Source organism: Enterococcus sp. DIV1283b, from assembly GCF_051710965.1.
Classification (GTDB): domain Bacteria; phylum Bacillota; class Bacilli; order Lactobacillales; family Enterococcaceae; genus Enterococcus_B; species Enterococcus_B lactis.
The window spans coordinates 1247378-1273021 of sequence record NZ_JBIOLR010000001.1; the positions used below are offsets into that span (position 1 = coordinate 1247378).

At 36.8% G+C, this 25644-nt stretch carries 23 protein-coding genes; 19 read left to right on the forward strand and 4 right to left on the reverse strand.

The window, feature by feature from the left end; genetic code table 11:
- Positions 1-2 precede the first annotated feature (2 nt).
- The 4 genes from IGJ53_RS06155 to IGJ53_RS06170 all read left to right on the forward strand — a co-directional run bounded on the left by IGJ53_RS06155 (position 3) and on the right by IGJ53_RS06170 (position 4391).
- Positions 3-1379 (forward strand): MATE family efflux transporter, encoded by a 1377-nt coding sequence (locus tag IGJ53_RS06155; protein ID WP_259741584.1) that lies wholly within the window; start codon positions 3-5, stop codon positions 1377-1379.
- 93 nt (positions 1380-1472) lie between these two features.
- A complete protein-coding gene (locus IGJ53_RS06160; RefSeq protein WP_259741585.1) occupies positions 1473-1634 on the forward strand; it encodes a hypothetical protein in 162 nt (53 codons plus the stop codon).
- Between the two features lie 484 nt (positions 1635-2118).
- Positions 2119-3144 carry an HNH endonuclease gene (locus tag IGJ53_RS06165; RefSeq protein ID WP_438749847.1) on the forward strand — a complete coding sequence of 342 codons (1026 nt, stop codon included), beginning with the start codon at positions 2119-2121 and terminating at the stop codon, positions 3142-3144.
- A gap of 488 nt (positions 3145-3632) precedes the next feature.
- A complete protein-coding gene (locus IGJ53_RS06170) occupies positions 3633-4391 on the forward strand; it encodes a restriction endonuclease (RefSeq protein WP_259741587.1) in 759 nt (252 codons plus the stop codon).
- A 33-nt stretch (positions 4392-4424) separates the two neighbouring features.
- Here the strand turns inward: IGJ53_RS06170 and IGJ53_RS06175 are convergent, their stop codons facing one another.
- Complete coding sequence (locus tag IGJ53_RS06175) at positions 4425-5054, reverse strand: ImmA/IrrE family metallo-endopeptidase (protein ID WP_438749849.1); 630 nt, start codon at positions 5052-5054, stop codon at positions 4425-4427.
- Positions 5055-5071: 17 nt separating this feature from the next.
- Entirely contained in the window at positions 5072-5326 is a 255-nt protein-coding gene (locus tag IGJ53_RS06180; protein ID WP_002316334.1) for a hypothetical protein, read from the reverse strand.
- Positions 5327-5501: 175 nt separating this feature from the next.
- On the opposite strand from IGJ53_RS06180, the gene IGJ53_RS06185 reads away from it, so the two are divergent.
- The 11 genes from IGJ53_RS06185 (at position 5502) to IGJ53_RS06235 (ending at position 15852) form a co-directional block, all read left to right on the forward strand.
- Positions 5502-6164 carry a hypothetical protein gene (locus tag IGJ53_RS06185; RefSeq protein ID WP_259741588.1) on the forward strand — a complete coding sequence of 221 codons (663 nt, stop codon included), beginning with the start codon at positions 5502-5504 and terminating at the stop codon, positions 6162-6164.
- A 15-nt stretch (positions 6165-6179) separates the two neighbouring features.
- Positions 6180-6398 (forward strand): hypothetical protein, encoded by a 219-nt coding sequence (locus IGJ53_RS06190; protein ID WP_010732437.1) that lies wholly within the window; start codon positions 6180-6182, stop codon positions 6396-6398.
- A gap of 500 nt (positions 6399-6898) precedes the next feature.
- A complete protein-coding gene (gene relB, locus IGJ53_RS06195; protein WP_086310755.1) occupies positions 6899-7129 on the forward strand; it encodes a type II toxin-antitoxin system RelB family antitoxin in 231 nt (76 codons plus the stop codon).
- Complete coding sequence (locus IGJ53_RS06200) at positions 7126-7392, forward strand: type II toxin-antitoxin system RelE family toxin (RefSeq protein ID WP_002400299.1); 267 nt, start codon at positions 7126-7128, stop codon at positions 7390-7392. Before relB ends, IGJ53_RS06200 begins: the two co-directional genes overlap by 4 nt.
- 253 nt (positions 7393-7645) lie before the next feature.
- Positions 7646-8812, forward strand: coding sequence for a radical SAM family heme chaperone HemW (hemW, locus tag IGJ53_RS06205; protein ID WP_438749853.1), 1167 nt, complete (start codon positions 7646-7648; stop codon positions 8810-8812).
- Positions 8813-9044: 232 nt separating this feature from the next.
- On the forward strand, positions 9045-10088 hold the full coding sequence (hrcA, locus tag IGJ53_RS06210; protein ID WP_002294449.1) for a heat-inducible transcriptional repressor HrcA: 1044 nt from the start codon (positions 9045-9047) through the stop codon (positions 10086-10088).
- A 93-nt stretch (positions 10089-10181) separates the two neighbouring features.
- Entirely contained in the window at positions 10182-10745 is a 564-nt protein-coding gene (gene grpE / locus IGJ53_RS06215) for a nucleotide exchange factor GrpE (protein ID WP_002400298.1), read from the forward strand.
- 50 nt (positions 10746-10795) lie between these two features.
- Positions 10796-12625 (forward strand): molecular chaperone DnaK, encoded by a 1830-nt coding sequence (gene dnaK, locus IGJ53_RS06220; protein ID WP_002400297.1) that lies wholly within the window; start codon positions 10796-10798, stop codon positions 12623-12625.
- Positions 12626-12775: 150 nt separating this feature from the next.
- On the forward strand, positions 12776-13942 hold the full coding sequence (gene dnaJ, locus IGJ53_RS06225; protein WP_002289374.1) for a molecular chaperone DnaJ: 1167 nt from the start codon (positions 12776-12778) through the stop codon (positions 13940-13942).
- 342 nt (positions 13943-14284) lie between these two features.
- Positions 14285-14911, forward strand: a complete 627-nt coding sequence (locus IGJ53_RS06230) for an ATP-binding cassette domain-containing protein (RefSeq protein ID WP_002320123.1) — start codon at positions 14285-14287, stop codon at positions 14909-14911.
- Between the two features lie 2 nt (positions 14912-14913).
- Complete coding sequence (locus IGJ53_RS06235; protein ID WP_311135306.1) at positions 14914-15852, forward strand: hypothetical protein; 939 nt, start codon at positions 14914-14916, stop codon at positions 15850-15852.
- 126 nt (positions 15853-15978) lie between these two features.
- Here the strand turns inward: IGJ53_RS06235 and IGJ53_RS06240 are convergent, their stop codons facing one another.
- Together IGJ53_RS06240 and IGJ53_RS06245 are read right to left on the reverse strand one after the other, a co-directional pair.
- On the reverse strand, positions 15979-16716 hold the full coding sequence (locus IGJ53_RS06240) for an amino acid ABC transporter ATP-binding protein (protein WP_010732443.1): 738 nt from the start codon (positions 16714-16716) through the stop codon (positions 15979-15981).
- A 1-nt stretch (position 16717) separates the two neighbouring features.
- Positions 16718-18220 carry an amino acid ABC transporter substrate-binding protein/permease gene (locus IGJ53_RS06245; RefSeq protein WP_259741591.1) on the reverse strand — a complete coding sequence of 501 codons (1503 nt, stop codon included), beginning with the start codon at positions 18218-18220 and terminating at the stop codon, positions 16718-16720.
- 258 nt (positions 18221-18478) lie between these two features.
- Between IGJ53_RS06245 and uvrB the strand changes: the two genes are divergently transcribed.
- The 4 genes from uvrB (at position 18479) to IGJ53_RS06265 (ending at position 25562) form a co-directional block, all read left to right on the forward strand.
- Positions 18479-20473: an excinuclease ABC subunit UvrB gene (gene uvrB, locus IGJ53_RS06250; protein ID WP_438749857.1), complete on the forward strand. Its 1995-nt coding sequence runs from the start codon at positions 18479-18481 to the stop codon at positions 20471-20473.
- A 9-nt stretch (positions 20474-20482) separates the two neighbouring features.
- Positions 20483-23299: an excinuclease ABC subunit UvrA gene (gene uvrA / locus IGJ53_RS06255; protein WP_438749859.1), complete on the forward strand. Its 2817-nt coding sequence runs from the start codon at positions 20483-20485 to the stop codon at positions 23297-23299.
- A 262-nt stretch (positions 23300-23561) separates the two neighbouring features.
- On the forward strand, positions 23562-24827 hold the full coding sequence (locus IGJ53_RS06260; RefSeq protein ID WP_002320122.1) for a D-aspartate ligase: 1266 nt from the start codon (positions 23562-23564) through the stop codon (positions 24825-24827).
- A gap of 3 nt (positions 24828-24830) precedes the next feature.
- Positions 24831-25562, forward strand: coding sequence for an aspartate racemase (locus tag IGJ53_RS06265; RefSeq protein ID WP_010732446.1), 732 nt, complete (start codon positions 24831-24833; stop codon positions 25560-25562).
- Positions 25563-25644 lie beyond the last annotated feature (82 nt).

The window sequence follows — 25644 nt, forward strand, 5'->3', positions numbered from 1 at the left end:
TCATGGAAGAATTTGAAATTAATGAATCAAATATTTACTACTTAAAAGAAAGCCCAATTCGAAAATCGATTGCTCATTTATCGATTCCAATGATGGTTGGTATCTCGGCGACCACAATCTATAATTTGATCAATGCTTATTTTATTGGATTGATCCATGATACGAATATGATGTCTGCGATTACTTTAGCAATGCCGATCACGCTCATTTTAATGGCTGTTGGAAATATGTTTGGTGTGGGTGGTGGAACATTCATTACGCGTCTATTAGGCAGCGGTGATACCAAAAAAGGCCGAAAAGTTGCTGGTTATTCTTTCTACGCAAGTATCATTTTGGGCGTAATCATTGGCATCATTGCTATCATATTTATGAATCCATTTATTCGTTTGCTGGGAGCAGACAGTCAAACAATACTTTACACAACACAATATTCGACGATTCTATTTGCTGGTGGTGCAGCTTTTATCTTAAACTTTGCCTTGGAACAATTAGTTCGTTCGGAAGGCGCATCAAAAGAATCGATGTATGGTATGTTTATCAGCGTCGCTGTTAGTATTGTGTTGGATGCTTTGTTGATTTTGGTATTCAATATGCATGTGATCGGTGCGGGGATTTCGATTGTGCTTGCAAATATTGCTTCAACTATTTATTACGTCTGGTTCTTAGAAAATAAGAGCGACTCCTTAAAAGGTTTTTTAAAACACTTTAAAATTTTAGTTAAGGATCAACTAGAAATCTACAAAATCGGTGTTTCAGAACTGTTCAAATCCGCTTTTATGATCGTTACAACTTTGTTATTGAATAATTTCTCTGCTGAATATGGGGACAATGTTGTTGCAAGTTTTGGTATCGCCGTTCGAATAACTCAATTGCCAGAATTTTTAACAATGGGTCTATTTCTAGGTGTAATGCCATTAATTGCCTACAGTTTCTCTGCTCTTAATACAAAACGTTTAAAAGAAGCATTGAAGGAAGTTTCTTTATGGATTGGAGGAATTTCAATTATTTTTGCTCTTGTTGCTTATCTGTTCCGAGTACCAGTATTGAGCTTATTTACCAGTGATCCTCGTGTAATTCAAGTCGGTCTCACTATTTTAGTTGCACAATTGGTTTCTTCTGTCTTTAATGGTTTTTCCGGTTTGTTCACTGGAATCTTCCAAGCATCTGGTTTAGGTGCTCAAACAGGTGTGATGTCCACAATCCAAGGAACACTCTTTATCCCTGTTGTTCTATTATTGCATCATTTCTATGGTTTGAACGGTTTGATCTGGTCAATGACTATTACAGAGGGAATTGCGTTTGTCGCTGGTACTATTATGATAATTCCTTACTTGAATAAACTAAATAAAAATGAATTACCTGCAATGCAAAAGCAATAAAAAATCCAAAACTAGTTTTTCATTGTCTTAACAAAGATATTCCATTAGTATTACCGATACAATATATCTCAAAAGAGTTGGAGGAGGAATCACATGACTGAGAAAGAACATGTACAAAAAATCGTGAAGAAGTATAATAAAAGTATCGCTGATTTATCAGAAAACGCCTCAGCGAAAGAATTTAAAACAGTAATGAAGTACGTAGCAGATGAAGCAAATCGTAAGCAGCGTAAATTAGTGGGGTTGGATAAGTAAATTTTTTAAACCATATCCTTGTAAAGTTGAGTTTTTTATTTTAATGAACTAAGACTATTAAATAGATAATTATTGTAACTTAAAAACACAGCTAAAAATTAGTTGTGTTTTTTTATTAGGTTTACTTTTCAGGTATAAAAGGAACTAGCTACTTTTTCAAAATTTCTAAACCTTTCCATATGTAACGTTTACCAAGTTATTCGCCATAAAATTTTATAATTGGGTCACCCATTGTTTTACATAAGTCGTATTTAAGTAATAACCGGCGTTTTTTACATAAGAAGACTTCGGATATTTTTTAGTTTGATTGGCTCTGATATACCTATAAAGAATATGCTAAGATAGGAATAGTAAAAATTAACATAGATGAGGTATAATAATGATGTTTTTATATATTATAGATAACTTGAACATAAAATGAGATTTTTCGATTTTCAAGTTATCTAATGCCAATTATATTGATATCATTAGGAGCTGCATTGCTATGAATCCAACATTGATTACTAAGAAAGAATTACTAAAAAAATTAGATATTTCTACTGGTGTATTAGCTGATTTAATTAGAAATGGCATGCCAAAAGAGGGAGAAATGTTTAATCTTGATAAAATTATCGCATGGCGAGAAAATTGGTCTAAAAACATATTAGGCGAGTTAGAAGTTGGTAGAGTATATACTAATAAAGAAATTTCAGAGAAGTTTAAATGTTCTAAACAGGGTGGAATGAGAAGATCTCATCAAACTAATACTCTTGTACTGTTTAGTGATCAAACAGGAAGTAATGTTTATAAAGATAAGTGGTTAAATGGTATTTTACAATATACCGGTATGGGGCTAAAAGGGGATCAAGTATTGGACAAGAATCAAAATAAAGTTTTAGCCAATTCAAAAAGTAATTTTGTAAAGATTCATTTATTTGAAACATTTAAACCAAAAGAACACACGTATTTGGGAGAAGTATATTTAGCAGGACAAATATATACTGATAATGAAAAAGATAGTTCGGGTAACAGAAGAAAAGTATATAAATTTCCTTTAGCTTTAATAAATCAAGAGCAATTGATTGAAGATAAAGACATATATAATCAGGAAAAAAGCCAAACTAGGCATGTTCATAATTTATCTGATACTAAATTAGAAGAAGAAGCAAGAAAAATTAGTAGTTATAACAAAAAAATGGCTGCAAAATATGTTAACAAAGAGGAGTTTTTCTTCTCAAAAACAAAAGTATATAAACGTAATCCCTTCGTATCTGAATATGTTAAACGACTTGCAAAAGGTATTTGTCAACTTTGCCAAGAAAAAGGACCATTTATAAAAGACGGTGTACCTTATTTACATTGTCACCACATAGAATATTTGTCGCAAGGTGGAAAAGATGTGATTGAAAACTGTATCGCGTTATGCCCCAATTGTCATGCTAGAATTCATGAACTTGAGTTACCTGATGATAAAGAAAAATTGCTGAAGATCGTTGAAAAAAGAGAAAATAGCTTTTCTGAAATAACGTAATTTATTTTTATGGGAAAAATAAGCTAATGGGTGCTATGCCTTCTATGTGAAACTTAGTTCTATGATAAATAACAAAGTATTTCTAGTTCATTTCTCCAGTAAATCCCAAATACTGGAGGATTCTTTTTTGTAGTGCTGCCTTGCTCAGGAAAAAGTAGTTGGCTACTTCGTCAAAATTTCTAATTTTTTTTAACGCTTAAGGAAGGGCTCAATCATTCGCCATGAGGATGCTGACACTTACATTTGCACGAAGTACTTTTTCACAGTTTTCTAGCAAGTAAATTTTTTTAAATTTCATATCAAAAAAAGCATGAGATTCTTCAAGGGTATATCTTTATAAAGTGGAATATCTCATGCATTTTTATATTGTTCTAAAGTTCAATCTTCCTTTTACAAAAAATCATTTTTTTGTGGTCAAACAAATTAATACTCTTGTTATTAATTTACAATAAAAAGTGATATATAACTTTTTGAAGGGAGACAATAAATTGGTTCTAAAATTTTTACAGAAGTTAAATGGAAAATCGAGTCAGCCAGAAGATGAAACAGAGGTTCAAGAAATTATCCCAGAAGAAAAAAAGGGATTGGAAGAAGTATCGTTCTCACTAAACAATGATGAAAGAATTGTTGTAGATTTCGTAAGCGATATGGATAGGGATTTTGGAAGTAGTATTCGAGATCGAGTGAGGCAAGGTGATCATTTTGAAAGGTTTTTAGCCGCGGTGTTTCGGTTGGCTGGATATGAAGTTGAAATTACTAAAAAAAGGTATAAAAAAGACAAGCGTGTCTATACTGGCGATGGTGGCGTGGATTTGATTTTAACTAAAGAAAATGAGCGTATAGCTGTTCAAGCAAAATCAAAGCGCTTAAATAGCACGAAAGAGGAGCGATTGATCACTGATAATGACGTAAAAATTTTTGCAGGAATATCTGATAAAAATTGGACTAAAAAGATGTTTATCACTTCGTCTTTTTTTAATAGTTATGCTTATAAACAAATAGCAGAAAATGAAAAAGCACATAAAATCGATTGGTATGGCAGATATGAACTTTTAAAACTATTAAATCAGTTGATTCCAGAGACGATGCTGAAATATCAAGTATTGAGTTCTTTGCCTAAAAATATAAAAATTTGTCCTAAATGTAACAAAGGAGTTATGATACTACGGCAGAATGGAACAACCGGACAATACTTTAATGCTTGTGCAGCTTATTGTGGTCATACAGAAAGTATCAAGAAGTATTAAAATGAAAACACTATAACTTAAAGTACTCAAGTCCTACTCTAAATATTGAAGTATTTCTAGTTCATTCCTGTAGTAATAATTTTTAAATAACTTATAGGCTTCTTCTGATGTATATCCTCCAGTAAATTCCAAGTACTGGAGGATTCTTTTTCGTAGTGCTGCTCTACTCATGAAAAAGTAGTTGGCTACTTCGTTAAAATTTCTAAACTTCCTTAGGGCGTAGGGAAGAGCTTGATCATTCGCCATGAGGATGCTGGCACCTATATTTGCTCGAAGTTCTTTTTTATAGTCTTCTGGCAAGTATGTATCTTCTAAAATCATGTCAGAAAATGCATGAGATTCTCCAAGATAGGGTATGTCCCTATAATAATGGATGATCTCATGCATTTTTGTAAAATTTTTGCGTTCGAGCATTAAATGTTGATTGGTGGTAATGATGATTTCGCCATGAACTTTTGTAATGGAACCAAGCATTTTCTTACTTAAGTTATCTTTGCAGTCGTAATCGATGAATTCTACATTTTCCACTTCATTCACATAGCTCTCAATATCGTAGCATTTTACATGTTCCATTTTCTTTGAACAGTAATAACTAACTTCTTCTGAGAGTTCATTTGCAAGGTCTGCAGCTTCAAAATAAAGTTCTTCAGAAATCACATTCAATCCAATAATTCTCCTGGCTATTTTTTATTTTTCTTTGCTTTTGCACGTTGAACTAAAAAGTCCATATATTCATTTAATTCTTCTTCCAGTTCTTCAATGTCTTCTACTTCCATATCTGCAGTATTCAATCTGAAGTGAGAAAGGATACTGTCTCCAAGCTGATCTTCTTCACTGCGTTTTGGAGGAGTCGGATCAGAGGTTCTATTTAGTAGAAAATCTGTAGAAACATTGAAGAAATCTGCTATTACCGTGACTAGCTGATAATTCGACAACAAGGTAATTAAATTTGAATTTTTTAAAATTTAAACTGTTTTTTTATAGAATATAAAAATAGTAACGATTATGAGTCTAAAACAACTTTTTAAGATGCTATAAAATATTAAACTTGTTATTAATTTATAGTTATGTTGTCTTTATAAGGCAAATTTAAATTTTGGAGGATTCATAATGAGAAAGAAATATTTGGACTTAAAAATGTGGATTAGTGTAATAGCAGTAACTTTTGTTTTGTCCGTAGTAGCAACAAGTGGGAGTATGATTATTTCAGCTAATGAGTTGATTCTAGATGAAACTCAGAATAGTGAAAGCAATTTTAGTTCTGAAGACTTGTCAGTTTATTACTCGGAAGAAAAAAAGAATTCCGAACTAGCCCTTGAAAAAATCAAGGAAGAATATGGAGATGTTCAACCTAAATTTAACGAAAACGGAGAAATATTATTAACACCTGAAGATGAATTAAGAATGGAACAAGCAATCAATCAGTATTTAGCAATGATTGGATTCAATCCAAGAATGCGAGGCGTAGGGAAAAATTGGTGGAACTCAACTGGTTTTGTGGCTGGTGTCATTGATGTAGGGTTAATAGCAATTGGACTATGGACGACTGGTGGGAGTGTCTCAGCCGTTAGAACATTATTAAGAAACAATAGAACAAATATAACTAGAATGGTTGAAAGACAAATTTTAGCTAAAATTGGTATTGGAGTAAGTGGTCTATTAAATAGTATGTTCAATATTGCACTTACAATTGCAAGTACATCAGTCGGGGGAGTCTTAGCAGAAGGGTTGGACCGTGCTGATGGAAAGAACGACAATTATATTTTAGCATAACAGGAGTATACTTGGATGCGAAGAAAAACAAAAGAAAAAATCAATCATTTGATCAATATTGGCATATTCTGTTCGATTATTATGGCTATTTTCTCGGTCATTTTACTTCTTCAAAAAAGATATTTTTGGGCATTTTTGAGTATGATTGGAATGATGGTTGGTATTGCTTCTTTTTGGAATTTAAAAAAAGAAATGAAGTCGATTGAAGAAGCTGGTTTTCATGATAATAATTGAATGCTTCGTTAAGCAAAAACAGGATTTGTTGTTATAAGCGATGGCCTTGATCGAGTAGATGGAAGAAATGATAATTATCTTTGGGCATAGCGCTAGACAAGTTTAAAATTCAAATGGATGAGGAGCTATAAGTGACAATAGGAGAAAATTTGAATTTTTTAGGTAGAATACTGCTAGGAGTATTGAATGTGTACTGCTTATATAAAGGTAGAAACATATTTAAAAAAGTACAAGCTATTTGTTTTTTGGGGCTTTGTGTTTCTTGCGATAAGTTTAATTTTGGTGTGTTTAAAAAAACTACCCTTCTTCTGAGAGTTCATTTGCAAGGTCTGCAGCTTCAAAATAAAGTTCTTCAGAAATCACATTCAATCCAATAATTCTCCTGACTTTTTTTATTGGTTAAAAAAATGGAAAAATCTCAAAATAAGCTAAGTAAATCATACAAAATTGACATCTTGTCCCTTTTGTATTACAATGTGATACAAAAGGGGGGCGATAATATGGCTATGATTACGGTTCGTGTGAGTGATGCCGAAAAAGAATGGCTTTCTTATATGGCGGAATTTTATGGGATTACTTTATCTGAGCTTCTAAAAACCTATTCGATGGAACAACTAGAAGATGAATACGATCGTCAAACGGCTGAAATTGCCCATAAACATTGGGTAGAAAGTGGAAAAACAACAGTATCTATGGAAGAAATCCTTCATGAATTTGGAGGGCTGGGATGACCTACCGTTTAGAATTCACGCCTGAAATTCAGAAACAACTTCGTAAAATGGACAAGCATCAAGCGATGCTGATCGTTCGATGGCTGTATCAACATATTGATGGTATTGACGATCCGAGAAAATTCGGAAAAGGATTGACCGCTAATCGTTCAGGACAATGGCGTTATCGAATTGGCAAATATCGTGTGTTGGTAGAGATAGAAGATAAACAATTGGTTGTTATCGCTATTCAAGTAGGACACCGAAGAAATATCTATGATTAAGATACTGTTTATTTTTACAAAAAAACAATAATTGGATTCTAGTTAAACCTCTTGAAGTGAGAGATTTAACTAGATTTTTTTATGAATAAAATAAGGACAAGATTGTTTAGGGGAATCATGAACGTAAAAAAATCATCCAAGGAGTCGATTCTTGGATTTTTTAGTGGATTTGTTTGCCAAATACGTTTAGTATGCGTATATAAGAGTGGTCGAAAATTGGTACGACTTTTCGACGTAAGGAGAAAGAATTTCAATGAAAGAAACAAATAATCCCGCAGAAAATAAGGTTTCTGCGTACATTCATATCCCATTTTGCGAGCATATCTGCTATTACTGTGACTTTAATAAAGTTTTTTTAGAAGGGCAACCGGTAGATGAGTATGTGGAAATGCTGCTGAATGAAATGAGATTAATGCTGGAAAGTCATCCAACAGCGAATTTGGAAACACTTTATGTAGGGGGCGGAACACCAACCTCTTTATCTGCTAAACAACTTGATCGATTGTTATCAGGAGCTAGAGAAAGCTTGCCTTTCCAGGATGGTAAAGAGTTTACTGTAGAAGCGAATCCTGGCGATTTGACCCGTGAAAAGCTTCAAGTGATGAAAAACTATGGCGTCAATCGTTTATCCATGGGAGTTCAGACATTTGACAATCGCTTATTGAAAAAAATTGGACGTAAACACACCGCAGAAGATGTGTATCAAACGATGCAATTTTTAGAAGCAGAAAATTTTACCAATGTAAGCATCGATTTGATTTATGCATTACCGGGACAAACACTAGAAGGGTATCGGGATACTTTGGAAAAAGCTTTGGCTTTGGACCTGCCTCACTATTCTTTGTACTCATTGATCCTAGAAAACAAAACAATGTTCATGAACTGGGTACGACAAGGAAGACTCGAACTGCCTGATCAGGAAACGGAAACTAAAATGTTTGAAGAGACCATTGAAGCAATGGAAAAACATGGACGTCACCAATATGAAATAAGTAACTTTGGGCTTTCCGGACACGAGTCGCAGCATAACTTGATGTATTGGAACAATGACCATTATTTTGGGTTTGGAGCAGGAGCTAGCGGTTATCTTGGAAATATTCGTTACCGCAACAAAGGACCAATCCAACACTATTTACGTCCATTACGAGTCAATGAACGCCCGGTATTGGAAGAAGAAAAATTGACACGAAAAAATCAAATAGAAGAAGAAATGTTCTTGGGGCTAAGAAAAAAAACTGGGATTGCTAAAAAACACTTCTATGATCGCTATCAACAAACGATTGAATCGGTGTACGGAGATGTGTTGATGAAGTTAGAGGAAGGAGGGTTACTTGTTAATGAAGAAGACCGTATTTATTTGACACCTAGAGGGACTTTTTTGGGAAACAATGTGTTTGAGCGTTTTTTGTTTGAAAAATAGTTTAAAGAATATTTGTTTTTTATCGGAATTTAAATAAAAAAGTTCAAAAATACAATAAAGAACTATTGAAACGTTGATATAACTGAATTTATAGCAATTGCTCAGAATTAGCACTCTAGACGATAGAGTGCTAAAAAATGAAGTCTTTCTCTTGACAGGAGAAGGGCTTCTTGCTATATTTATAAGTGGATTAGCACTTAGAATCTATGAGTGCTAATGAGAGGTGAGGAAGATGTTAACAAAGCGACAAAACGACATTTTACGTCTGATCATCCAACACTATACGAGTAGTGGCGTGCCCGTTGGTTCCAAAACATTGATGTCTGAGGGAGTCAAGGCCAGCTCAGCAACGATTCGCAATGATATGAAGGCATTAGAAGATGAAGGGTTGCTGTTGAAGACTCACTCTTCTTCTGGGCGGATTCCATCTGCTTTAGGCTATCGTTATTATGTGGATCATTTGTTAAAACCTGCTCGCGTAGCAGAAGATGATCTGCTACTGATACGTCAGTCTTTAGGTAGAGAATTCCATGAGATCAATGAGATCATTAAGCAATCTGCTGAGATCTTATCTGAGCTGACAAGTTATACGACTTTTTCGTTGGGACCTGAAATAAAAGACCGCCGACTAACTGGCTTTCGTATCGTACCCTTGAATAATCGACAGATCATTGCGATTGTCGTGACAGATATGGGAAATGTAGAAAGCCAAGTGTTCACTCTTCCCGAATACATGGGAAGTCAGGAACTAGAAAAAATGGTGCAAATTGTAAACGACCGTCTAGTCGGGGATCCTCTGATGACGGTGTACCATAAACTACGTACAGAGATTCCGATGATTCTTCATAAATATTTCCAGACGACAGAAGGGATGTCCCAGTTGTTTGACACCGTTCTTGGTCATGTATTTGAAGAAAAAGTTTATGTCAGTGGACAAATGAATCTCTTGGATTATGAGCCCCGTCAAGATCTTGATCAGTTTAAATCGATGTTTTCTTTTATGAAAGACTCCGATGGACTTACACAAATGATCACTCCGATGGATAGTAATATTCATATCAAGATCGGTGCTGAATTAGGTAATGATTTATTGCAGAATATGAGCATGATTCAAGCAAGTTACGAGATAGATGGTCATGGAAGAGGTACAATAGCCTTGTTGGGGCCGACTAGTATGCCTTATTCTCGGATGTTTGGTCTAGTGGATGTTTATCGAAGAGAACTAGCAGCTAAGCTTGCTGATTACTATCGATCACTTGACTTGTCAAACTCGTAATGTGAATAACGAAGCTATTTGCAGCTGATCGTTCTCTCTTTCTTAGTAAGAGCAATCAAACAGCTGACTGAATAATGAAAGGAAGACTGTATCGTGAAAGAAAATCAAGAAGAACTAGATAAAGAAATGACAGATGCTCAGCCAGAACCGGAAATCGATGTCGAAGCTGCAGAAGATTCAGGCATTTCAGAAGTTGAAGCGGAAGAATTCGAATCAGCAAAATTAAAAGCTGAATTAGAAGAAATGGAAGATAAATATTTGCGAGCTCGTGCGGAAATCGCAAATATGGCAAATCGAGGAAAAAATGAACGTGAGCAATTACAAAAATACCGTTCACAAGATTTAGCCAAAAAATTGCTTCCATCAATTGACAATCTGGAACGTGCATTAGCCACCGAAGTGTCAGATGATCAAGGAGCAAGCTTGAAAAAAGGCGTGGAAATGGTCTTGGAAAGTTTACGTAACGCACTGGAAGAAGAAGGTATCGAGAAAATCCCTGCTAAAGGAGAATCCTTTGATCCTACTCTTCATCAAGCAGTACAAACTGTTCCAGCGACTGAAGATACACCAGCCGATACGATTGTAGAAGTACTACAAGAAGGCTATAAATTACATGATCGCGTGTTAAGACCAACTATGGTCATTGTTGCACAATAATTGTGCGGATATAAAACTTACACTTTCAATTAAAGAAGGAGACGTTAATTATGAGTAAAATTATCGGTATTGACTTAGGTACGACTAACTCTGCAGTAGCAGTACTAGAAGGAAACGAAGCAAAAATCATCGCTAACCCAGAAGGAAACCGTACAACACCTTCTGTTGTATCATTCAAAAATGGAGAAATCCAAGTAGGGGAAGTGGCAAAACGTCAAGCTGTGACAAACCCAAATACGATTTCATCAATCAAACGCCATATCGGTGAAGCTGGTTACAAAGTAGATGTAGAAGGCAAATCATACACACCTCAAGAAATCTCAGCAATGATTCTTCAATATATCAAAGGATTTGCAGAAGATTACTTAGGTGAAAAAGTCGAAAAAGCAGTTATTACTGTACCAGCTTACTTTAACGATGCACAACGTCAAGCAACAAAAGATGCTGGTAAAATCGCTGGTTTAGAAGTAGAACGTATCGTCAATGAACCAACTGCAGCTGCTCTTGCTTATGGTTTGGATAAAACAGATCGTGACGAAAAAATCTTAGTATTCGACCTTGGTGGTGGTACTTTTGACGTATCAATCCTTGAATTAGGAGACGGTGTCTTTGATGTATTGTCAACAGCTGGTGACAACCATCTAGGTGGGGATGACTTTGATAACAAAATCATCGACTACATGGTAGCAGAATTCAAAAAAGAAAACAGCATTGACTTGTCTCAAGACAAAATGGCGTTACAACGCTTGAAAGATGCTGCTGAAAAAGCGAAAAAAGATTTATCTGGCGTATCAAGCACACAAATCAGCTTACCATTTATCACAGCAGGAGAAGCTGGACCATTGCACTTGGAAATGACATTAACACGTGCAAAATTTGATGAATTAACAGCTGACTTAGTAGAACGTACGAAAGTACCAGTACGTCAAGCGCTAAAAGATGCAGGTCTATCACAATCAGAAATCGACGAAGTTATTTTGGTCGGTGGATCTACTCGTATCCCTGCAGTTGTAGAAGCAGTACGTAAAGAAACAGGAAAAGAACCAAACAAATCAGTTAATCCTGATGAAGTAGTTGCGATGGGTGCTGCTATCCAAGGCGGCGTGATCACTGGTGATGTAAAAGATGTTGTTTTACTTGACGTTACGCCATTGTCATTAGGTATCGAAACAATGGGTGGTGTATTCACTAAATTGATTGACCGCAATACAACGATCCCAACAAGTAAATCACAAGTGTTCTCAACTGCGGCAGATAATCAACCAGCAGTAGACATCCATGTATTACAAGGTGAACGCCCAATGGCTGCTGACAACAAAACACTAGGAAGATTCCAATTGACAGATATTCCAGCAGCTCCTCGTGGCATCCCACAAATCGAAGTAACATTCGATATTGATAAAAACGGGATCGTAAATGTATCTGCGAAAGATCTAGGTACACAAAAAGAACAAAAAATCACGATTAAATCTTCTTCAGGTCTAACAGACGAAGAAATCGAACGTATGGTAAAAGATGCAGAAGCAAACGCTGAAGCAGATAAAGCTCGTAAAGAGGAAGTTGACCTACGTAATGATGTAGACGCATTGCTATTCTCAGTGGACAAAACATTGAAAGAATTAGAAGGCAAAGTGGACGAAGAAGAAGTGAAAAAAGCAGAAACAGCTCGCGATGAATTGAAAGCCGCTGTTGAAGCAAACAACATCGAAGAAATGAAAACTAAACGCGATGCATTGAACGAAATCGTTCAAAACTTGACTGTTAAACTATACGAACAAGCGGCACAACAACAAGCTCAAGAAAACCCAGAAGCAGCTCAAGGCGGAGCAGATGATGTCGTTGATGCTGATTTTGAAGAAGTCGATGGCGACGATAAATAATCAGTTCACTGAATTTCGAGAGAAGGCCAAAGTTGCTACTTTGGCTTTTTCTTTTGAAAAATAGTTTGAAGTATCGGTTTTTGTTTCAAACAAAATATGATATGATAACAAGCGACGTGAAAATGATGAGAACCAATAGGAGGAAAGCCTATGGCAACAAAACGTGATTATTATGAAGTCTTAGGGCTCTCAAAAGGAGCATCAGAAGATGAAATAAAGAAAGCTTATCGTAAGCTTTCAAAAAAATACCATCCTGATATCAATAAAGAACCTGATGCGGAAGAAAAATTCAAAGAAGTATCAGAAGCTTATGAAATTTTAAGTGATCCGCAAAAACGCGCTGCATACGACCAATACGGGCATGCAGGTACAGATCCAAATTACGGTGCTGGTGGAGCTGGTGGCGGATTTGGTGGATTCGGCGGCTTCTCTGGCGGCGGTTTCGGTGGTTTTGAAGATATCTTCGACTCATTCTTTGGAGGGGGAGGTCGTTCAGTCGATCCCAATGCGCCTCGTCAAGGAGCTGATTTGCAATATACGGTCGACTTATCTTTTGAAGAAGCAATTTTTGGCGTAGAGAAAGAAATCAAGTACAATCGAGAAGAGATCTGTCATACTTGTGGCGGAAATGGGGCAAAACCAGGTACGCAACCAACTACTTGTCATAAATGCCATGGTGCAGGTACGATTAATGTAGAACGCCAAACACCGCTTGGACGAGTGATGAGCCGTCAAACTTGTGATGTTTGTCATGGGACAGGAAAAGAAATCAAAGAACCTTGTCCAACATGTCATGGCTCAGGTCATGAGAAGAAAGCTCACTCAGTCAAAGTGAATGTACCAGCTGGGGTAGAAGAAGGACAACAAATGCGTTTAGCTGGTCAAGGAGAAGCCGGAGAAAACGGCGGACCATTTGGTGATTTGTATGTGGTCTTCCGTGTAGAAGAAAGTGATATCTTTGATCGTGAAGGTTCTGAAATTTACTATGAATTGCCTTTAAGTTTTGTACAAGCAGCTTTGGGGGATGAAGTCCAAGTACCAACTGTCCATGGAGATGTGAAACTGAAGATTCCTGCTGGTACACAGACAGGTACGAACTTCCGTTTACGTGGAAAAGGCGCTCCGAAGTTACGTGGTGGCGCAACAGGTGACCAACATGTCAAAGTAAAACTGATCACGCCGAAAAATCTAAATGAACAACAAAGAGAAGCGTTACGTGCATTCGCTGAAGCTGGCGGCATCAAAGTAGAAGAACAACAAGAAGATGGTTTCTTCGATAAATTCAAAGATGCTTTTGGCGGGAAAAAGCGGAAGTAGCTTTTCTAGTAAAAAACACAAGTGTCAAAAAGACTTACCAAAATTTTCTATTTCTAGAAAAAATTGGTAAGTCTTTTATTTTTTTATGTATTAACACTTAGTAATGTTAGTTTTCAATAGCGTTTATTAGGGGGGGGAAAGGAATCTAGGAAATGAAATAAGGGGATGGCCATCACTTTCTATATTGATAAAAAGTTGATAATGAGCCATTACTATATTTTGGTAAAATATAAATAAATAAAAAAGTCGATTGATTGAATTAGTTCATTTTGATTGAAAAAGTTAAAAAAGTATATGGTAATGGTGGTTCTACATGGTACTAATCTATTCAGGAGTTTGTCTATGAAACTTATTGATTTTTCTAAACGATTTGGGCAAAAAATCTTATTTGATCATCTGTCATTCACATTTGATCAAAATAAAATCTATTATCTTTATGGGGATAATGGCATTGGCAAAACGACTTTATTTCGCTGCATTGTCGGTATTGATAGCTACTCGGGAACGATTGAAAAAACAGGTAGTTGTTTTTGTGTTTTTGACTCTACCCCTTTTTACTTGAATCTAACTGGATTAGATAATCTGATTTTACTGACAAAAAATCGGCAAATAAAAGAACTAATCTCTAAACAAAAAATCGATTTTTTACCCCTTTCATTTTTATCGTATGTGAAAGTTAAGAACTATTCTCTGGGAGAAAAAAAGATACTTTCGCTGCTATTGCTATTGTTGCTTGCGCCCCGAGTTGTTTTATTAGATGAAGTGTTGAATGGATTAGATCAAAAGAATCGAAAAGTGCTGCTTTATTGCTTGGTTCAGCTGAAAAAAGAAGCTACTGTCATCTTAAGTGGTCATGAAGAATATTACTTGGAAATGGCTGATGAGTTATTAAATGTAAAAAACGGAAAAATAGAACCTATCACATCCGAAGATCTACGCAGCTTTTTTATTTCAACAAAAAGGAGGTAAAAATGCTTTTTGAATTTTATTATCAAAGACGTTCGAAAATATTTTACCTTTTTCTTTCAGTAATATTGTTGCTTTCTACTTTAATGTTCGTTTCTCAAATAATGCTCATTCAAAGTCATCTTCGTCATTTCCAATATTATGTAGAGGAAGCCTTGGCAAGGGGTGAAACGATCCAAGAAATACTTGAACAACCTTTTTCTATCAGTATGAACCAAAATACTGAAATAGTTGACAATCCGTTGAAATATCATTACGTTGCTTATCATTCTAGTTTTGCAGCTTTAAATGTCCAAAACGGGATCAATCAATTATTGTCTTCTTTGTTTTTTGTTCTCTTTCCTTTTTTTTCGGGGGTATACGGGATAGTAATAGCAAATGCAGATATCAAATACCATACAATGAAAATCAGGCGCTGTTTGGATTCTCAATGGCAAATCAATCGACATAAGATAGGAGCGGGGTTTCTTAGTTTGACTATTTTTATACTTGCTTCTCTCAGTTTATTTTTGATGTTGCAGTCTTTTTCAAGATTTTTTGTTCATGCTGACAAATCGACACAAATCGATGAAGCGTTAATTAGGCAAATATCTTATCTTGAGAAAGCGCCGTTTCAATTGAGTGTCCTATTGGGGTTTGCATTTCTTTCCTTTTTAGTTTGTTATTATTTTACAACAGTCGTAAAGAATTCTTTTATCAGCCTATGTCTCTTAGGAAGCTATTTTCTTTTTTTACCGCCACTAGGAAAATATGATCTCAAGAATATTTTGTTATATCTATATCCTAAAATATTTAATACAAATGCTTCAACTTTTAGGATCAATTCGGGGACGAGGGTTGAGTTTGGTATGCTCCATGTGTGCATTCTATGTGGGGTGATTGTTCTATATGTATACTTGATGGAATTCGTGCAACGAAAATATAGTGTTATCACGGAAAAATAAAAAGGCTGAAACATAAGTCAAGTAAATAGGTCTCCAAGAGATAGGTGTATTTCTTTGTAACTTCATACATCAATCTTTTGGAGATACCTGTTTTCAGTGACCTTGTCTCAGTCTATAGGAGTAAATTTAAATATTTAATACTTTATTCAAGAAATCTTTTGTCCGTTCGTTTTGCGGATTTTCAAAGATCTGTTGAGGCGTTCCATCTTCTAAAAAGTTTCCGTCGTCAATGAACATGACGCGATTGGCTACTTCTTTAGCGAACCCCATTTCGTGCGTAACGATAACCATCGTCATACCTTGTTTTGCCAATTTTTTCATGACGTTCAAGACATCACCGACCATTTCAGGATCGAGTGCAGAAGTAGGCTCATCAAAAAGCATGATGTCAGGATTCATCGCTAGAGCACGAGCGATAGCTACACGCTGTTTTTGTCCACCAGAAAGCATTTCAGGATACATATCTTTTTTATCTTCTAGACCAACTGTCTGTAGCAATTTGATTGCTTTTTTCTCTGCTTCTTCTCTAGATTCTTTCTTCAGATCCATCGGTGCCAAAATGATGTTTTCCAAAATAGAAAGATGAGGGAACAGGTTAAAATGCTGGAATACCATTCCGATATGTTGTCTCACCAAGTTGATGTCTGTGCTTTTATCCATCAAGTGGGCGCCGTCAATAATGATCTCACCGTCAGAAGGTTCTTCTAAACGATTCAAGCAACGCAAGAATGTACTTTTTCCTGAACCTGAAGGGCCGATGATACAGACGACATCTCCTTCGTTGATGGATACGTTGATGTCGTTTAATACTGTGTTATCGCCGTATTTTTTGACTAGATGCTCAACTAAGATTTTTTCTGCCATCTTACTTCACCTTCTTTTCTAAAACTTTCGCTAATTTTGTCAATGCTGTAATCAAGATCAAGTACATGATCGCGATGATCAAATAAACATACGTACTTTGTGTCGTACGTGCAACGATGATCTTACCAGTTTGTAGCAATTCGACTACACCGATTGCGGAAATGATCGTTGTATCTTTCAATGAGATAACGAACTGATTCACGAATGATGGAATCATGATGCGTATCGCTTGTGGTAAAATGATTTTTTGCATCGTCCGATTATAAGAAAGACCCAAACTTCTAGAAGCTTCCATTTGTCCGACAGGAACGGCATTGATTCCGCCTCGAACAATCTCTGCGATATAAGCACTTGCGTTAAGAGTCAAGGTGATAACACCAGCGATGAAGTCGGGGATCGTAAATCCAACGATACCAGGCAATCCAAAGAAAATAAAGAATGCAAGAACCATCATCGGAATCCCACGGATGATATCGACATAAATGCTAGCTACCATGCGAAGCGCGCGTATTGGTGCTACACTGAATAATCCAAAAATCACACCGATTACTATAGCCAAAGCAAAGGAGATCAAAGTCAAGAGAATCGTTCGCCAAAGTCCTTTTAACAATGCTTGATAGTTGTTTTGGATAAGTCCAAAAAATGTCGATTCATCAGCTGTGGAAGAATCACTAGAAGATTCTGAACCATCTGCTACATATTCTTTGATGATCTTATCGTACTCGCCTGTTCTTTTTAATTCTTTCAATCCTTCATTGAACATATTAAGAAGTTCAGGGTTTTGCCCTTTTTTGACGGCAAATGCATACTTTCCGCCAGATTCTTTTTCAATCGGTGTTTCCAATTCTTGTCCTTGTTTGATCGCATAACCAATGACTGGATAATCATCCATCATGGCATCGATTGCGCCAACTTTCAACCCGTCATACAATTGATCAGCAGCATCAAAATATTTGATAGAATAGCCGTATTCAGATTCATGATCGCTTAAAAATTCTGCACTTTCGGTTCCAACTTTTGCTCCGACTGTTTTTCCTTTCAAATCTTCATAAGACTTGATCGAAGTGTCGCCTTTTTTGACAGCTAATTGAATTCCGCTGTCAAAGTAAGAATCAGAAAAATCGTAGCTTTTCTTTCTTTCGTCCGTTACCGTCATTCCGGCAATCATCCCGTCTGCTTGTCCTGATTCTAAAGCTTGCAAAGCAGCGGAGAATCCACGATAGTCCATTCGGATGTTGAATCCTTGTAGTTTGGCGATGCTTTCCATCAATTTTACATCGATGCCCTCGTACTCACCGTTTGCGTTTTGAAATTCAAATGGAGCAAAAGCAGAGTCGCTGGCAATTACGTATACGTCTTTTTTGGGCTCTATTTTTTGCATTGTCTCGCTTGTGCTTGACTCTGCCGTTGTAGTGTTGTCAGCTTGTGCAACATGACCAAACGCAAGTGTCACAAGTCCTGTCATTAAGAAAACAAATGAGTGAAATAAATGCTTTCTTTTCATAATCAACCTCCTAAATTTCCAATATTTTATTATTATAGGCGAAAAGTGCTGAATCAGACAAGACTGTAAGCTTGAAAAAATGAAAAAAATGCGAATTTCTAACATTCTATGTTATAAAACATAACATGGATAATGAGAGAAAAAAGTGGCGAAAGTATGTTCGGTGTGGTATAATTTTTTAGTAAGGAATGCCTTTGCTTTCCTTTTCTTTTTATTGGTCGTAAAATGAAAAGGAATGAATGAAAAGGAGGACAAAGAATGATTGAGAGAGATACCTCCCGACGCTTTGAGCTTGTCTCGAAATACCAACCGGCTGGTGATCAGCCTGAAGCGATTAATCAATTAGTGGATGGCGTAGTCGGCGGGAAAAAAGCACAAATTTTATTAGGTGCGACTGGAACAGGGAAAACATATACGATTTCCAATCTTATTGAGAAAGTGAATAAACCAACACTGATTATTGCCCATAACAAAACATTGGCTGGTCAGCTGTACGGGGAATTCAAGGAATTTTTCCCTAACAATGCTGTTGAATATTTTGTTTCTTATTATGATTATTATCAGCCTGAAGCTTATGTGCCTTCAAGCGATACGTATATCGAAAAAGATTCAAGTGTAAATGATGAGATCGATAAATTACGACATTCGGCTACTAGTTCATTATTAGAAAGAAATGATGTGATCGTCATTGCATCTGTTTCATGTATTTTTGGATTAGGCTCGCCTTTTGAGTATCAAAAACAAGTCGTTTCGATTCGACAAGGAGCAGAATTAGATCGCAACCAGTTGATTCGTGACTTAGTCAGTATCCAGTTCGAAAGAAATGATATAGATTTTCAGCGCGGTCGTTTTCGAGTGCGTGGTGATGTCGTGGAGATATTCCCGGCTTCAAGAGATGAACGTGCCTTACGAGTGGAGTTTTTTGGAGATGAAGTCGAACGTATCCGAGAAGTCAATGCGCTGACAGGTGAAGTTTTAGGAGAAACGGAACATGTAGCAATCTTCCCGGCAACTCACTTTGTGACGAATGACGAACATATGGAGCATGCCGTAGCGAATATCAAAACAGAATTAGAGCAGCGTTTAGCTGTTTTACGAAATGAAAACAAACTTCTAGAGGCTCAACGTTTAGAACAGCGAACCAATTATGATATTGAAATGATGTTAGAAATGGGCTACACTTCAGGAATCGAAAATTATTCTCGGCATATGGACGGACGTAAAGAAGGCGAACCGCCTTATACGCTATTGGATTTCTTTCCTGAAGATTTTTTAATCGTGGCTGACGAATCGCACGTGACCATGCCTCAAATCAGAGGAATGTATAATGGCGACCGAGCGAGAAAACAGATGCTAGTAGATTACGGTTTCCGCTTGCCATCTGCTTTAGATAATCGGCCGCTTCGTCTAGAAGAATTTGAAAAACATGTCAATCAGATCATTTATGTCTCTGCGACACCAGGACCATATGAATATGAACAAACAGATACCGTTATCCAACAAATCATCCGTCCGACAGGGCTGCTTGATCCAGTAATCGAAGTCCGTCCAATGATGGGACAAATCGATGATCTAGTAGGTGAAATAAATGAACGGGTCGAAAAAGATCAAAGGGTGTTTGTAACGACATTGACGAAAAAAATGGCAGAAGACCTCACAGATTATTTCAAAGAATTAGGAATCAAAGTCAAATATCTGCATAGCGATATCAAAACGTTGGAACGAACAGAGATCATTCGAGATCTACGATTAGGCGAATTTGATGTGTTAGTCGGAATCAATTTGCTTCGTGAGGGATTAGATGTACCTGAAGTTTCCCTTGTTGCTATCTTGGATGCAGATAAAGAAGGCTTTTTACGTAGCGAACGTTCCTTAGTCCAAACGATTGGGCGAGCTGCTCGTAATGAAGAAGGGAAAGTAATCATGTACGCAGACAAGGTGATGGATTCTATGCGTTTAGCGATGGGTGAAACGTCAAGACGTCGTACGATTCAGCAGAAGTACAATGAAGAACATGGGATCGTTCCAAAAACGATCATTAAAGAAATCCGAGATTTGATTTCTATTACGAAAGAATCGGAAGATGATACAAAAGAAGCGGTACAAGTCTCGTACGAAGAAATGACGAAGGAAGAAAAAGACACGTTATTGATGAAATTAGAAAAAGAAATGAAAGATGCGGCAAAAGCTTTGGATTTTGAAACAGCCGCTAATGTGCGAGATATGATTTTAGAATTAAAAGCTTCGAAGTAGGAGGACAACATGGCTAACGATAAAATTACGATTCATGGTGCACGTACCCATAACTTGAAAAATATAGATGTCACGATTCCACGAGACAAATTCGTGGTCGTTACAGGTTTGTCCGGTTCTGGAAAAAGTTCCTTAGCATTTGATACACTGTATGCCGAAGGACAGCGGAGATACGTAGAAAGTCTTTCTGCGTATGCCCGCCAGTTTTTAGGTCAAATGGATAAACCAGATGTAGACAGCATCGACGGATTGAGTCCGGCGATTTCTATTGATCAGAAAACAACAAGTAAAAACCCTCGTTCGACAGTAGGTACTGTGACGGAAATCAATGACTATTTACGCTTGTTGTTTGCTCGTGTAGGACATCCGATTTGTCCCAACGATCATATCGAGATTACCAGTCAATCAGTAGATCAAATGGCAGATCAAGTAATGGCTTTGCCTGAGCGCACAAAGATCCAAGTATTGGCACCGATCGTGGTAAAGAAAAAAGGACAACATAAAAAAATATTCGAACGAATCCAAAAAGAGGGATACGTCCGCGTTCGAGTCGATGGCGAAATCTATGATTTAAGTGAAGTGCCTGAGCTGGAGAAAAACAAAAAACACGATATCGCGATCGTCATCGACCGGATCATTGTGAAAGAAGGGATTCGTTCTCGTCTATTTGATTCTTTAGAGGCAGCCTTGCGACTGGCAGACGGCTATGCTTTGGTTGACGTGATTGGCGAAGAAGAAATGTTGTTTAGTGAACACTATGCTTGTCCTTATTGCGGATTTACTGTTGGTGAACTAGAACCAAGACTGTTCTCCTTCAATGCGCCTTTTGGAGCTTGTCCAGACTGTGACGGATTAGGCGTCAAATTAGAAGTCGATCAAGATTTAGTCATTCCAGATAGAACGAAGACGCTTAGTCAAGGTGCAATCGTTCCATGGAATCCAATCAGCTCTCAGTATTATCCTCAAATGTTAGCGCAGGCTTGTGAAAGTTTCGGTATCGATTTGGATACACCATTTGAAGAATTACCGGAAGAACATCAGGAGATCATCTTAAATGGGACAGATGAACTTTTCCATTTCCATTATGAAAATGATTTTGGTGGCGTTCGCGATGTAGAAACAACTTTCGAAGGAGTATTGAAAAATATCGAACGTCGTTATCATGATACGAACAGTGATTTCACGCGTGAGCAAATGCGACTTTATATGACCGAATTGACTTGTCAGACGTGTAAAGGTTATCGTTTGAATCCCCAAGCATTATCTGTTCAAATCAATGGAACGAATATTGGGCAAACAAATGAATTGTCTATCCAAAAAGCAGTAGACTTCTTCTCAAACCTTACATTATCTGAACAAGAAAAAGTGATTGCCAAACCAATTTTAAAAGAAGTGAATGACAGACTTTCATTCTTAGAAAATGTCGGATTAGACTATCTAACCTTGAGTCGTGCTTCGGGAACGTTATCTGGAGGAGAAGCACAGCGAATCAGATTGGCTACGCAAATTGGATCGAATCTTTCTGGAGTTTTGTATATTTTAGATGAACCATCGATCGGATTACATCAACGCGACAATGATCGACTGATTGGCTCATTGAAGAAAATGCGTGATCTTGGCAATACACTCGTTGTGGTCGAACATGATGAAGATACGATGTGGGCAGCAGATTATCTGATCGACGTTGGACCTGGAGCAGGGGAACAAGGCGGACAAATCGTTGCTGCAGGTACTCCTGAAGAAGTAGCTAATGATGAAAATTCTTTGACAGGGAAATATCTTTCAGGGAAAAAATCGATCCCGGTGCCAAAAGAACGCCGTAAAGGTAATGGGAAAGCAATCAAGATCACCGGTGCTTCAGAAAACAATCTGAAAAATATCAGTGTCGAATTTCCTTTAGGAGAATTTGTAGCAGTAACAGGTGTGTCTGGTTCTGGGAAGAGTACATTGGTCAATAGTATCTTAAAGAAATCATTAGCGCAGAAATTAAATAAAAATTCTGCTAAGCCAGGTAAATTCAAGACAATTTCCGGCTACGAAAGTATCGAAAAAATCATCGATATCGATCAAAGCCCAATCGGACGGACGCCGAGAAGTAATCCAGCGACTTATACGAGTGTCTTTGATGATATCCGTGGGTTATTTGCTCAAACAAACGAGGCAAAAATGCGGGGATATAAGAAAGGTCGTTTTAGTTTCAACGTAAAAGGCGGTCGTTGTGAAGCGTGTCGCGGGGATGGGATTATTAAGATCGAAATGCACTTCTTGCCTGATGTCTATGTTCCTTGTGAAGTATGTCATGGCAAACGATATAACTCTGAAACATTAGAAGTGCATTACAAAGGAAAAACCATTGCAGATGTTTTGGAAATGACGGTAGAAGATGCTGTAGAATTCTTCAAGCATATTCCAAAGATCCATCGCAAATTGCAAACGATCGTTGATGTTGGCTTAGGGTATGTGACGATGGGACAACCAGCAACGACATTGTCCGGTGGCGAGGCGCAACGGATGAAACTTGCCAGTGAATTACACAAAATCTCTAATGGAAAGAATTTCTATATATTAGATGAACCAACAACTGGACTTCATAGCGACGATATCGCCCGTTTGCTGCAAGTATTACAAAGATTAGTAGACGCTGGTAACACAGTTTTAGTGATCGAACACAATCTAGATGTAATCAAAACAGCCGATCATATCATTGATTTAGGGCCAGAAGGCGGAGAAGGCGGAGGAACGATCCTTGCGACTGGAACTCCAGAAGAAATCATTGATGTAAAAGAAAGCTATACAGGTCACTATTTGAAAAAAATAATGGTATAAAGAAGATAGATCGCTGAGATAGTTAAAAAAACATAAAAAAATGAATTTTTGCTTGTTTTCTTAATACCAGTGTTCTAGAATCATTACATGGTAGTTCTTTCTACACTGATTGGTATAGATAAAAACTTCCTATAAGTTCAATCCGTTCAAAAAAGAATTGAGCAATCGGAGGAGTTTCCTTTGATTGCTTTTTTCTTTATGGTATGATATTCCTTGTGTAGTTAGAAAAGAAAAACAAGAGATTATGAGTAAGTGAGAGATAATGATGAACAGTATTGAAAATGAAGAATTTATCCCTATATTATTAGGAAGCGACATGAACGTTTATGGTATGGCACGTTCTTTTAACGAAGCATACGGCAAAGTCTGCCAAGCATATGCTTCTGATCAATTAGCCCCTACCCGCTACAGTAAAATCGTCAATGTAGAAGTCATTCCAGGATTTGATAAAGACCCTGTATTTATCGAGACGATGCTTCGTTTGGCAAAAGAAAGATATTCTGATAAGAGTAAAAAATATCTTTTGATTGCTTGTGGTGATGGGTATGCAGAATTGATCTCTCAACATAAGCAAGAGCTGTCAGAATATTTTATCTGTCCGTATATTGATTATTCTTTATTTGAAAGACTGATCAATAAAGTAAGCTTTTATGAAGTTTGTGAAGAATATGATCTTCCGTATCCTAAAACATTGATCGTCAGAGAAGAAATGTTAGTAAATGGACGCTTGGAACAGGAATTACCTTTTGAATTCCCGGTTGCTTTGAAACCCGCAAACAGTGTGGAGTACCTTTCTGTTCAATTTGAAGGAAGAAAAAAAGCGTTTATTCTAGAAACGAGAGAAGAGTTTGATTTGATTTTAGGTCGGATCTATGAAGCCGGTTATACTAGTGAAATGATCGTACAAGATTTTATCCCGGGTGATGATAGTAATATGCGTGTGCTAAATGCGTATGTAGATGAAGATCATCAAGTTCGGATGATGTGTCTTGGTCATCCACTGTTAGAAGATCCTACACCAGCATCGATTGGGAATTATGTTGTGATCATGCCAGATTATAACGAAAAAATCTATCAAACTATTAAAGCATTTTTGGAAAAAATCGAATATACAGGCTTTGCCAATTTCGATATGAAGTATGATCCTAGAGATGGAGAATATAAATTATTTGAAATCAATTTGAGACAAGGACGCAGCAGTTTCTTTGTGACATTGAACGGATTGAATCTGGCTCGTTTCGTCACAGAAGATCGAGTGTTCAACAAACCCTTTGTTGAAACGACCTATGGAACGAATCAATCAGATAAAGCAAGATTATGGATGGGTGTGCCCAAAAAAATCTTTTTAGAATATGCTCGGGAAAATGAAGACAAAAAACTAGCTGAGCAAATGATCAAAGAAAATCGTTACGGCACTACTGTATTTTATGAAAAAGACCGGTCAATCAAACGCTGGATGTTGATGAAATATATGTTCCATAACTATATTCCAAGATTCAAAAAGTATTTTCATGTGAAAGAAGGCTAGTTCATGGAGAATTTTTTCAGTATTTTAGGCGGAATGGGCACGATGGCGACAGAAAGTTTTGTTCGCTTGATCAACCACCGAACGAAAGCTACAAAAGATCAAGAATATTTGAATTATGTCTTATTCAATCATGCAACAGTTCCTGATCGTACAGCTTATATTTTAGATCGATCAGAAGAAAATCCAATGCCGTTTCTGCTGGATGATATTGAGAAACAAAATTTATTGCGACCAAACTTCATTGTGTTGACTTGTAACACAGCACATTACTTTTTTGAAGAATTACAAGCGGCAACGGATATTCCTATCCTGCATATGCCAAGAGAAGCAGCAAATGAACTTGTCCGTCAGCGTACGACAGGGAGAGTAGCGATTCTAGGAACAGAAGGAAGTATGAAAGCTGGAATCTATGAACGCGAAGTCAAAAATCTTGGATTTGAAACAGTGATTCCTGATACTGCGCTTCAAGAAAAAATCAATTATTTGATCTATCATGAAATCAAAGAGTCAGATCACTTGAATCAAGAACTCTACTATGAGATTTTGGAAGAAGCGGTAGAGCGATTAAACTGTGAAAAAGTTATCCTAGGTTGCACGGAATTATCTTTGATGAATGAATTTGCTGAAGATAATCATTACCCAGTGATCGATGCTCAATCTATTTTAGCGGATCGGACGATCGAACGAGCATTAGCTGAAAGAAACGAAGCATTAGATACAGTATCTGAAAAGTAGAAAAATCTTGGATTTGGGGCAAATATCCTAAAAGATATTTGGTCCAAATCTTTTTGTAAAAGAGAAAGAAAGCTGGTAATGA